The sequence below is a fragment of the Kitasatospora sp. NPDC028961 genome (genome assembly GCF_055564815.1).
Genome location: NZ_JBVHVO010000001.1, coordinates 440,383 through 451,468, shown reverse-complemented (window position 1 = coordinate 451,468; position 11,086 = coordinate 440,383). Strand labels below are relative to the sequence as shown.

Genomic DNA, 11,086 nt, shown 5'->3' with positions numbered 1-11,086 from the left:
CCCCCTCAGCAGGTGTTGCCCTGGAGACCGGCCCAGCGGACGATCGGCGTGAGGCCCTCGGGCATCCGGCCGTTCACACCCGCCGCACCCGGGCCTCCCGCGGCTTCCGGGCCGGACAGGCTGAGCCCGCCAATGTGGGTGGGGTCGAGCACGGCGAACGGCTCGTGGAGGGTGAGAGCACTCCAGCCGCCGTCCTCGAAGTCCACGAAAACGTTCACCCCGAGACCGACCTCGCTGTCAGCGTTCGCCGACAGCGGCAGCACGAGCCGCACCTGCGACCCGTCCCAGGTGAGCTCGACGTTGTCGGCGTTCTCCCAGACGGGGTCGGGGTGGGGAACCCGGCGGAAGCGGTCGGCGGCTGCCTTGAGCCACCGGGCGCCGTCGCGGGCGCACCGCAACTGCCGCTCACCCGGCCACTGCTGGGCCGCGAGGTCGTGCAGGGTGAAAGCCCCCTGGCCCAGGGGCTGCAGCCGGACTCGGACACCGCGCACGGCATCCGGGGTGTCGCCCAGGTCCAGCTCCACCGCCAGCCCTTCAGCGCACACAGTGAGCGTGGCGGAGAGATCGGCCGGGTTCACGAGTCCGCCGCGGACCCGGCCGGGCCCGCCGAGCGCGATGACCGACCGCTCGTCGGTCGGAGCAGGGTGCAGGCGGGCCGCCGGCAGGTAGGCAGCCTCGGGTGCCGCGGCGAGTGCCTCGTCGGTGAGCCCGTACGGGGACGGCAGCGCGTCCAGCACCTCGGGGTGCTCCTCCCGGAGCGTGACGACCAGGCGCACGGCCAGATCGGTGATGAACCGGATCAGGTCACACTTGACCTCGTCGGGCTTGGTGATGTCACCGTTGGCCAGGACCGCCTGGTAGTAGCAGCCCCCGCCGCAGACGTACCGGGACGGGCAGGACGAGCACACGTCGCGCTCGTCGACCACGAGGTCGAGGTACTTGCGCCGCTCGCTGTCCTCGACTCCGGTGGAGGCGTGCCCGATGTGCCAGCCGGACTTCCCGATGAAGTGCGCGCAGGGGTAGAGGTTGCCGTTGGTGTCCAGGTAGGTGCCGCTCTTGCCGGCCCCACACCGGTAGACCTGCGCCGCCCGGTCCTTCACGCGGTAGAAGAACCGCATGAAGAAGTCCTCGGAGTTCAGGGCGAGCAGCCGCGCGAGGATGCCCTGCGGCGGCTGGGCGAGGATGTGGTCGACGAGTTCGGCGTAGCCCTGCCGGAAGGCCGGAAGCGTGGCCGGGTTGAGGGCGTAGTCCTTGTCGTAGGTGGCGTTCACCGGCTTCATGTAGATGTTGCGGGCGCCGACGTCCTCGAAGAGATTCCGGAAGATCGCGGTGAAGTCGGTGCAGTAGGCGGTGAGGACAGCGGAGACGCCCATGTCGGGGTGGCGGGCCAGCACCCGGTCCAGGACGGAGCGCACGTGGTCGTATGTGCCGCCGCGTCCGTTGGTGTAGAAGCGGACCTTGTCGTGGACGTCCTTCGGACCGTCCAGGCTGATGTCCTGGGGTGGGCCGAGCTTGTCGGCGAGCTCCGGGGTCATGGACAGGGTCGCGTTGGTGACCATGGGTCCAGCCCACACGACGCTGACCGGCGAGTCGGCGAGGCCTTCCTCGACCATTGTGTGGACCGCGTCGTGCATGTGGCGCACCAGCATGGTCTCGCCAGCCAGGCCGAAGTCGACGCGGCTGTAGCGCGCCTCCTCCTCGACGAGCCGCCTTCGGTGGGTGGCGAGGCCCTGCACCACGGTCTCCAGCGGGATGGTGACGGGCTTGGCGTCGGCGTGGACCCGGTCGCGGAAGGAGCAGTAGGTGCAGCCCATGTTGCATGAGTCGGTCAGGGAGAGCTGGGCCTGCGGGTAGGCCTCGCGGTACTCGGTGATCTGGTGGACCGGCTCCAGATCGCCGCAGGGGCAGGGCTGGTTCGGGGCGGTGATCTGGCCGCCGCGGACGTGGAAGACATAGCCGTCGGCGAAGGAGATGTGCAGGGCATCGCTGGTGGAGTGCGTCAAGGCGTCGCTGATCACGGTTGACCTCTCAGGTTGAGATGGCGCGGATCGGTGCGGATCGGAAAATCAGGGCTGCTGGGGACCTGGCAGAGCGAGCCGGTGGCGCAGGCGGTCCAGCCGTTGGGCGAGGTGGAAGCACGCGCGCTCCGCGTCCCCGTCAGCTGCCTGGGCTGGGCTGCTGGCCTCCCGCAGGGCGAACGTGCGGTGCAGGAGATCGCGTAGTTCGGCAGTCTCTCGGTCGCCGATCAACCGGGGCAGAGCGGACAGCTGCTGCTCCAACGTCGCGGGCTGCGGGGAGAGCGCCGGGTCGGTGAACACGAGCCGTGCCAGTGCGGCCCGGGATTCGAACCAGAGGTACTTGGCGGTGAGTTCGCGGCCCTGCTGCTCGTACTGGCTCGGCCGGCCGAGCACACCTGCGGCGGGGCCGGGCAGGAGCGCGGCGGTCCAGCCTGGGTCGTGGTGGGCGGCGCCGGGGCTGCGGAGTTCGCACCACTCGTGGAGGTCGCGGGTCGTGTGGCCGTCGGCGCTGACGAGGTCGCGTTCGGTCGGCCGCGCGGCGGAGCCTTCCGCGGCCAGCCCGAGGCAGCCGAGTGCCTCGATCACGAGGTCCTCCGCAGGCTGGTATCCGGCCGGGAACTCGGCGGAGCTCAGCTCGAAGTCGACGTCACTGCCAAGGCCCAGGACTCCCTGGGCGCAGGAGCCGCGCAGGAGCAGATCCAGATCCTCGCGCGCCAGGGCGGCCAGCACGACACGAGCGAGACGGTCGGTGATCTCCTCGGCAACCTCTGCCCGTGCGCAGGCCGCGGGCCATCCGCCTGTGGAGGCCAACTCGGCAATCCTCGAGGCCAGTTGCCGCAGCGGTACGACGCCGGCCGGACGATCACCCTCGGCAGCCGAGAACAGTTCGATCACCCAGCCGCGACGCAGCTCCTCCAGCTCGGGCCCGGTCGGCCGGGGGTACTTCACCAGATGGTGCAGCCGGCCCAGCAGCGCGGCGTAGGCACTCTCACCGTGGTGCTCGCGCAGCCGCGCGGTCAGCACGGTGTGCAGGACGCCGAGCTGCGGCGGGAGGACGTCCTCGGCGAGGTGGCCCAGGTGGGCCGCGCTCGCCGGCGCAGCCTCGGCCACCGGGAGCTCGCTGACGAGCGTCACCTCGATACCGTGTCGGCGTACCTCTCGCCGCGAGGTGCCCTCGGGCAACCAGTTGGCCAGGATGGTCTCAAAGCCGTCCAACTCCGGTTCGCCAGAAGGCATGGAGGCCGGGATGCGGTCCCGGAGCCGCAAGTCATGCCCGAAGAGGTCCGACCAGGCGATGTCCCACTTCATCAAGGTCAGCAGGTCAGGTTCCGCGCCAGCCGGTACGAGGAGCGCGTCCTCCCAGTCGATGAGGATCACCCGGCCGTCGAGGCCGAACATGTTCCGCGGGATGCACCCGGACGCTTCGACGCCGCGAGCCAGCAGGGCCGTGAGGAGTTCCACGACAGCCTCACCGGAAACCTTCAGGGCGGCGGCCGGCAGCGCCGAGACGGGACGGCCAAGGTAAGGGGACACCAGCGCAGCTCTCTGATAAGGCAGCTGGACGATCTCGGGAACGCAGACCTGAAGGTTGCCGAAGCCGGAGACCGACAGACCGTCAAGGCGGCGGGCGGCACCGGCAGCCAGGCGCTGCTCCACAGCGGCCGCCTCGGTGGAGCGCAGCTTCGCGACGACCTCGCGCCCCTGGTGGCGAAAGCGGCGCACCAGCCCAGTGACATCGACAAACCCGGGGTGTTCGAACTCGGCTTCCCCATCCGGCCGTTCCAACGCGCGCTGCACTGACGCCGCGAGTTCCCGCGCATCATCTGCACCATCGGACAAGTCGCTCACCTCGCTCCCCTCCCGAGCGCTGCACGCAGACTTGCCACCGTAGCCGGTCGGTCACGTTGCGTTCGATCGATTTAGCGAATTGGCCGAGCCGCCATCACTGCCAATAAGCGGAATGGCCGCCATCATTTTCCGATGATCATTCAGGGGCGGTGGGATCAGTCCCTGTTGGGCGATCTTGCCTTGTGGTGGAGGTGGTCAGCGGCTGAGGTTAATCAGTCCGACGGCCGAGAGGGCATGGGATACTCGAAAGGCGGCACCGACCGTCCTGGGGGTGCCGCTGGTGTGCGACTCCGCGCGGCTCGTTCACGGCTCCGCCTTCTCACAGAAGTGGTCTCTCCTTCTATGGCTACGGTCCTCTCCATCGCCGACACGGTGCGGCAGCGCTTCACGCAGGCGCTCTCCACCGCGTTCCCCGACACCGCGGACAGCGACCCCCAGCTGCGACGAAGTGACCGCGCCGACTTCCAGGCCAACGGCATCATGAGCCTCGCCAAGCCCCTGCGGGCCAACCCGCGCGAGGTCGCCACGCGTGTCCTGGAGAACCTGGCTGCGGACGAGGTGATCGCGAGCCTGGAGGTCTCGGGCCCGGGATTCATCAACGTCACCGTCACGGACACCGCGATCCTCGACCGGCTGGCCGCCCGCGCCGCGGACACCCGGCTCGGAGTCGGCAGCAGCGCCGAGCCCGGGGTCACGGTGATCGACTACAGCCAGCCGAACATCGCCAAGGAGATGCACGTCGGCCACCTGCGCTCGACCATCATCGGCGACGCCCTGGTGCGGACGCTGGAGTTCTCCGGCGAGAAGGTCATCAAGCGCAACCACCTCGGCGACTGGGGAACCCAGTTCGGCATGCTCATCCAGTACCTCGTCGAGCACCCGGACGAGCTGGACGAAAGCACCGATCCGGCCGAGTCCGGCCCCTCGATGTCCCGCCTGAACCGCCTCTACAAGGCCTCGCGTGCCCTGTTCGACAGTGATGCCGACTTCGCCGACCGTTCCCGCCGGCGTGTGGTCGACCTCCAGGCCGGCGACGCTCAGACCGTCGCATCCTGGCAGCGGATGGTCGACGAGTCGAAGCTGTACTTCGAAGCCGTCTACGCGAACCTCGGCGTCCTCCTCGAAGACACCGACGCCATCGGCGAGAGCTACTACAACCACATGCTCGCCGACGTGTGCGCCGACCTCGAAGCCTCCGGCGTTGCCGTGCGCTCCGACGGCGCGCTGTGCGTCTTCTTCGACGACATCAAGGGGCCAGACGGCGAGCCGACCCCGCTCATCGTCCAGAAGAGCGACGGCGGCTACGGCTACGCCACCACCGACCTCGCCGCCATCCGCGACCGCGTCGGAATGCTCGGCGCCGACCAGCTCCTCTACGTCGTCGACAGCCGCCAGGCCCTCCACTTCCAGATGGTCTTCGAGACCGCCCGGCGCGCCGGCTGGCTCCCCGACAACGTCCGCGCCCTGCACCTGCCGTTCGGCACCGTCCTCGGCAAGGACGGCAAGCCCTTCAAGACCCGCTCCGGCGAGACCGTCCGCCTCATGGACCTCCTCGACGAAGCCGTCGACCGGGCCCGTGCCGTCGTCGCCGAGAAGAGCCCCCAACTCGCGGCCGAGGAACTCGAAGACCGGGCACGGCAGGTCGGCATCGGCGCGGTCAAGTACGCCGACCTCTCCACCTCCCGCACCCGCGACTACGTCTTCGACACCGACCGCATGGTCTCCCTCAACGGCGACACCGGCGCCTACCTCCAGTACGCCTACGCGCGCATCCAGTCCATCCTGCGCAAGGCCCCCGAAGGCACCACGCCGACCGCCCACCGCGACCTGGCCCTGGAGCCGGCCGAGCGTGCGCTCGGCCTACTCCTGGACGAATTCGGCGCCACCGTCGGCCTCGTCACCGAGACGTTCGAACCCCACCGCCTCTGCGCCTACCTGCACAGCCTCGCGGCGGCGTACACCAGCTTCTACGAGCACTGCCCCGTCCTCAAGGCACCCAGCCGTGAGGTCATGGAGACACGCCTCCTGCTGTGCCAGCTCACCGGCCAGACCCTCCGGCTGGGTATGGACCTCCTCGGCATCGGCACACCTGAGAGGCTCTGAGCCGGACCCAAGCGGCCAGGCCACCCATTCTCAATCTCTGAACAAGCGACAGAGGATCCCGGTGACAGACACGTACGACCTCCTGAGCCCAGAGTCTCTCTCAGAGAATTACATCCACCAGCTCAGGCAAACGATCGACGCCTACCTCCCCCAGCACGTCTTCGTCGGCGAGGTCCTGCAGAACGCCCTCGACGCGGTTCGCGAAACAGCAGGAGGCAAGCACAAAATTGATCTCGCGATCGACTTCGACAGTCGGGAGGTGACGATCAGGGACGACGCTGACGGGTTCCCAAACGAACCAAAACTGCTCTTCCTGGGCGGCGGCAAGAAGGCGGGAAGGAAGCTGGCCGGGCAGGTAGGCGTCGGGCTGAAGGTCGTTCTTTTCAGCTCAGAGGCCTTCACTCTCCGATCCAGGACGGCCCAGGGCGCCTTCAAGTTCTCGGTGAACGGCGCAAGCTCTTTCGACAGTCCGCCAGAGGCCCGTCCGAACCTCACGATGCCCAGGACATTCGAGCCGGACTCGGCCCCGCTGGACGCCATCGGGACGGAAATAAGCTATCGCTTCGCGCAGGAATCCAGGGTCCTCGAAAGCTACCTCCAGGAGATCGAAACCGAAGCCCTGCCCAGGGGGCTGCGGTCCGAATTCGTTCAGACACTGACGAACGCCGTACAGAGCGGGAGGTATCCCACGCGGTTCGCCGCCCTTTTGGCCTGCGACCTGAAGCGGTTCTCCTACCTGGGCATGACAGAGCTCCCCAACACCCTGCGGGACACCGTAGTCACCATCACGGTAAAGTGCGCCAATCCGGTCGCCACTCTCGGCAACACGATCGGCGAGCTCTTTGACGGCAAGGACAACTTCTCCTTCCATGTACCGGTCGGATACCTGGACATGGCGGAAACGGTGTCCTGGGCAAAGCCTCCGAAGCCTGCTCCGTACGCCCAGAACCTCGGTGCCGGCGGCGTGGACCTATTCAAGGTGCAGAACGGTTTCAACGTCACCGAGTATCGCACCATGGAGGATTTCGAAGCCCTCCTGATGAACGCCCGCGGGAAGCTCCCCGACGAAATCGACTCGTTTCGGCGACTGCTTTTCCCGAAGATTAACGTGATCCGCCTAACGGTAGCCAGGATTCCCCACTTCGAGCGCTACCTCCCCGGCGGCAGTCAGCGCGTGTTCAGCGCCAACGGCGTAGTGACCCGGCACTCCCCCGATCTGACCAAGGGGCGAAACCAGCAGTACGTCCGCTGCTTCGATATCGTCGTCGATGTCGACGCGGAGCTCAACTACGGCAAGACGCACCTCAAGAACATGCGGCTGGTCGGCCTGCTGAAGAATTTCGTCAACGAGGCGTATCGGTCAACGATTCAGAACGCCGCTTCCCGCTTCGTCGGAAAGGCCGACCCGTTCCAGGACGATGAACGGTCGGCCGCCTTCTGGTCGAGGAAGGATCTGAAGCGACCGGAGCTGACAATCAAGAAGGTGCCCGCCGACGAGAACGACGTGATCGCCCTCTTCTTCGAACTGGCGGGCCAGGGAAGGTTCCCCCAGTTCCAGTGGTACGGCCTCTCACAGCGCGACCGGTACGACGCCCGGGCAGTAATCAAGCGTCTCGGCGATTCGGAACAGGTCTTCGACAATCCCATCGAATCCGCTCTGCGCGTAGTTGAGTTCAAAATCCGCGCCGGGGCTGTCACACAGGATTTCGATCGCGAGGACAAGAACCCCAGAGATATCGATCTCATCATCGCCTACGAGGAAGGCACATCCACTTCTCCCCAGTTCCAGTTCCTGGACCTGGCGGACTCGGACATGCAGGACCGGTACCCCGAGCGCGTGTTCCCTCATGTGAAGAGGGTCCTCAGGGACACTCAGTCCGGGTATGAGGTCCAGGTCCTCCTTCTCCAGGACTGCCTCGAGGATTTCTTCCCGCCGCCGCCGCCGCCCGCGGCACCCGACGACGCCATCGACGAATAGCCTGAGATTTTCGGTGCCTCCGCAGCCTTGAGGTTCGCCATGGCGCCGACAGTCGCGGCCGGCGCGGCAGCGGCACCAGCCGACTCGCTCCCGGCTGGGACTGCCCCGGTCGGCGGAACAGGGGCTTGACCGTCCCGTGTGTGGACGGTCAAGCCCCTGTTCCGTCGACCGGGAGGCTCCAGGTCCGGTGCCCTGGATACCCAGTGGGCGCCGGGAACGTCTATCCGGGAGCCATCAATCAGCGTCGACCGGCAGGAGCGAGAACAATTCCTCAGCCGATACCGGGTACTTGCTTTTCATGACGTCGTGGTAGGCGCGGAGTGCCCTGGTGATCTGCGCCTTGGAGCGGGGGGCGATGTGCACCAACAGGAGGTCGTAGAACAGCTGGGAGTTTCCGCTGGCCATCTTGCCCTTGGTCTTCCCCTCGGGAGTCTCGATCCACATGGAGGAGAACGGCGCCGAGGTCATCTTCCAGTCGAGTGCGGACAGCCTCTTCATCACCTCCTGCCATTCCAGGGTGCCCTGCTCGAGTACGTGATGCACGGCTTTCGCCACCTGGGCCTGGATCGCCGGCCGCATGAACGGGTGCCCCGCGCCGTCGCGCCCCTTGGGTGCCCTCAGATCCTTCGGTGACACCGCGGCCAGGTAGCGCTGCTGCATGTTCCCGCACGCTTCGAGGAGCTCCTGCAAGCGGACGCTGAGAACCTTGAAGCTGTCGTCGAGGACCTCGTCGGTTACCCGCTGCTTGGTCTGCTCGTTGGCGCAGGGGAGGTCGTAGCCGATTTCCTTGACGATGTCGTAGAGCACGCCAATCGTGGTCCAGGCGGGACTTGATGCGCTGACGGAGCGCTGGGCGAGGACGAGCTCACCGTCCTGGCCGACCTTGCTGAACACGAGCACGACCTTCTCGCGCTTCAGGAAGTCGTCCTCGTCGAGCAGCCGCCTGGTGAGGATGGCGAAGCTGTCGTCCTCGTCGAGTGCGATGTTCTCCTGCAGGTTGGTGCTCTTGGCGTTCCGGTTGATGTTGGTGAAGAGCCGCCGGGTGCGCCGGCGTCCGTCGTCGGTGTCGAAGTGGGGGACGACGATGACGTTGATGTCCTCGCTGCCCAAGGCCGGGTTCTGCTTGATCGCGTCCTTGATGGCCTTGAGCCGGTGCTGCCCGTCAAGGGCGAAGAACTGCTGGGTGCCGTCGAAGGTCAGGACGCCGAAGTTGCGGTCAAGTCCCTGGAGGACGGCCTGGCTTTCCGTGTCCATCGTGACGGTGTGGTAGTTGGGGTCCCCTCCCCACACCGCGATGATGAGGGCGCCGAGGAAGCGGTTCTCGTTGGTGAGCAGGTACTCGGTGATCTCCGCGGTGCGGGCGCCGACCCCGCGCTGGATCATGGTCCCCAGGTCCCGGTTGCCGCCGAGCTCGTGCGCGAAGTTGACCTCCCGCGCCACCTGGGCGTAGCTCATCAGGCAGGAGTAGTAGGTCCAGTTGCCCACGGTGGCTTTGAAGGCCGGGACGAACGTCTTGGACGTCATGAAGTACCTCGTTGTCAGGAGCGATGCGGGGCTAGGAGCGGAAAGCCGGCTTGGGTGTGGGGCTGAGTCGACCACGTAGCAGGGGGCCGCCTTGGATGTTGATCGGCGGGTTGTACAGGTGGAGCAGGCGTTCCTCCAGATTCTTGATCATCGACCGGTCGTCGATGGTCGCGAACCAGTACTCCAGGGGGCGCAGGGCGAGGTAGTGGGTGAGGCGGTCGTGCCGGTTGGTGGGCGGCTCCCGGGTCCAGAGATTCTCGGGATTGCCGCGCAGGTGCTTTCGGTAGTCCCGGTACCTGTTCCTCAGCGTGTTGCCCATCTGACCGGCACCGCCGGCGTGTCCGATGTAGAGGACTTGGTGGAAGCTGGCTGCGGTCCGGTCCGCCATCGACAGCTTGATCGATGGTGACCAGACGAACATGTAGAGGCCCGGCTGGTCCGGTATCGCGGCGACGATCCCTTCCGTGGCCTTGAGCCGTTCCCACGGAGAGGCGAGACGCTTCAGGTCGTCCTGAAGGACTTGATGGGCCGGCACGTCCAGCATCGGTGTGATGCCGAGCTGAATCTCGAGAGCTGGACTGGCGCCCAGGCGGTGGCGGTTGACCGCTCGCGCGATGGTGTCCGGTGTCGCCATTCCTGGTTGCTCCGACTGAGTGACGGTGTGTGATGGGCGCACACATCCTTACACGCAGCACCGACAGCTGTAGCCAGGAGACGCAAAACTGCCCGGTGGGTGACCTTTTGTCACCTACCGGGCAGTTTTGGGGGTATTTCACATGACTAGAGGTGACAGACGGAGCAGCCGGCCTCATCGTCGTCGGCGTCGAGGGCGTCGGAGAGGACCTCGAGCAGTGGCCTGTTGGGCTTGATCCGCTTCGCGGCCCGGGCGAGGTTGGCCTCGTGATTGGCCTGGATCTCCTCGCGGCGCTCTATCAGCTCGTGCAGGGATTCGCCCTGGGACCAGGTGTAGTCGCGGCCTTGCATAGCGGTGCTCTGGTGGCGGACCTTCTCCTCGTAGGCGACGGCCTTGTCGAAGAGTTCGGGGTGGCGGTCCTTGAGGCCGAGCCACTCGTGCTTGCGCTGGAAGAAGCAGAAGTAGCAACCAGAGCGGGTACGCCACTCGTAGTAGGCCGGCAGGCCGGTGCCAGCCTCGTCAAGGATGCGGCTTACACCTGCCCGGTCGATGCCGTCCTCGCGGAAGGGGAAGACCGCAGTGATGTTGGGCTTGGTGCTGACGTAGCCGAGGCGATTCTCGTCAGCGCGGATGGCAACGTAGGAGATGACCTCGTCGTCGCCGATCCAGTCCTCAAGTGGCTTGATCTTCAAGTTCTTGGTGCACCAGCGCATCTGGGGGCTGGGCAGGGTGCCCTGGTAGACCTCGAGCCAGTGGTCGAAGTCGCGGTCGGTATTCAGCCGGGTGATCGGCTTGCCGACGGCGGCCTCGAGCTTGTTGAGGTACTCGTACGTCTCCGGCAGCTCGGCACCTGTATCGCAGAAGAAGTACTCCATCTCCGGCACGCGGTCACGCATGTAGATGGCGAGGGCAGAGGAGTCCTTACCGCCGGACAGGCCCATGACGTGCCGGACCTTCTTTCCGGAAGCGGTGTCGGTCATG

General features: G+C 66.5%; 7 protein-coding genes. 2 read left to right on the top strand and 5 right to left on the bottom strand.

Annotated elements, in window-relative coordinates; translation table 11 throughout:
* Positions 1-5: 5 nt before the first annotated feature.
* Together ACZ4UX_RS01960 and ACZ4UX_RS01955 are read right to left on the bottom strand one after the other, a co-directional pair.
* The gene (locus ACZ4UX_RS01960; protein ID WP_465704947.1) at positions 6-2,018 is read right to left on the bottom strand and encodes a radical SAM protein; all 2,013 of its coding nucleotides are present in this window, start codon (positions 2,016-2,018) and stop codon (positions 6-8) included.
* A gap of 48 nt (positions 2,019-2,066) precedes the next feature.
* Positions 2,067-3,866, bottom strand: coding sequence for a hypothetical protein (locus tag ACZ4UX_RS01955; RefSeq protein WP_465704945.1), 1,800 nt, complete (start codon positions 3,864-3,866; stop codon positions 2,067-2,069).
* A gap of 342 nt (positions 3,867-4,208) precedes the next feature.
* Here ACZ4UX_RS01955 and argS point away from each other — a divergent pair, with 342 nt between their 5' ends.
* Positions 4,209-5,969, top strand: a complete 1,761-nt coding sequence (gene argS, locus ACZ4UX_RS01950; protein ID WP_465704943.1) for an arginine--tRNA ligase — start codon at positions 4,209-4,211, stop codon at positions 5,967-5,969.
* Positions 5,970-6,030: 61 nt separating this feature from the next.
* The gene (locus ACZ4UX_RS01945; protein ID WP_465704941.1) at positions 6,031-7,947 is read left to right on the top strand and encodes an ATP-binding protein; all 1,917 of its coding nucleotides are present in this window, start codon (positions 6,031-6,033) and stop codon (positions 7,945-7,947) included.
* Between the two features lie 234 nt (positions 7,948-8,181).
* Here the strand turns inward: ACZ4UX_RS01945 and ACZ4UX_RS01940 are convergent, their stop codons facing one another.
* The 3 genes from ACZ4UX_RS01940 to ACZ4UX_RS01930 form a co-directional block, all read right to left on the bottom strand.
* Positions 8,182-9,471 (bottom strand): DNA sulfur modification protein DndB, encoded by a 1,290-nt coding sequence (locus ACZ4UX_RS01940; RefSeq protein ID WP_465704939.1) that lies wholly within the window; start codon positions 9,469-9,471, stop codon positions 8,182-8,184.
* Between the two features lie 31 nt (positions 9,472-9,502).
* Positions 9,503-10,105, bottom strand: coding sequence for a hypothetical protein (locus tag ACZ4UX_RS01935; RefSeq protein WP_465704937.1), 603 nt, complete (start codon positions 10,103-10,105; stop codon positions 9,503-9,505).
* Positions 10,106-10,251: 146 nt separating this feature from the next.
* Positions 10,252-11,085 (bottom strand): phosphoadenosine phosphosulfate reductase family protein, encoded by an 834-nt coding sequence (locus tag ACZ4UX_RS01930; protein ID WP_345278744.1) that lies wholly within the window; start codon positions 11,083-11,085, stop codon positions 10,252-10,254.
* Position 11,086: the final 1 nt, after the last annotated feature.

Bases quoted from the DNA above. Each gene is read 5' to 3' on its own strand.
- argS (WP_465704943.1), top strand. From the start codon at position 4,209: ATGGCTACGGTCCTCTCCATCGCCGACACGGTGCGGCAGCGCTTCACG.
- ACZ4UX_RS01940 (WP_465704939.1), bottom strand. From the start codon at position 9,471: ATGACGTCCAAGACGTTCGTCCCGGCCTTCAAAGCCACCGTGGGCAAC.
- ACZ4UX_RS01935 (WP_465704937.1), bottom strand. From the start codon at position 10,105: ATGGCGACACCGGACACCATCGCGCGAGCGGTCAACCGCCACCGCCTG.
- ACZ4UX_RS01930 (WP_345278744.1), bottom strand. From the start codon at position 11,085: ATGACCGACACCGCTTCCGGAAAGAAGGTCCGGCACGTCATGGGCCTG.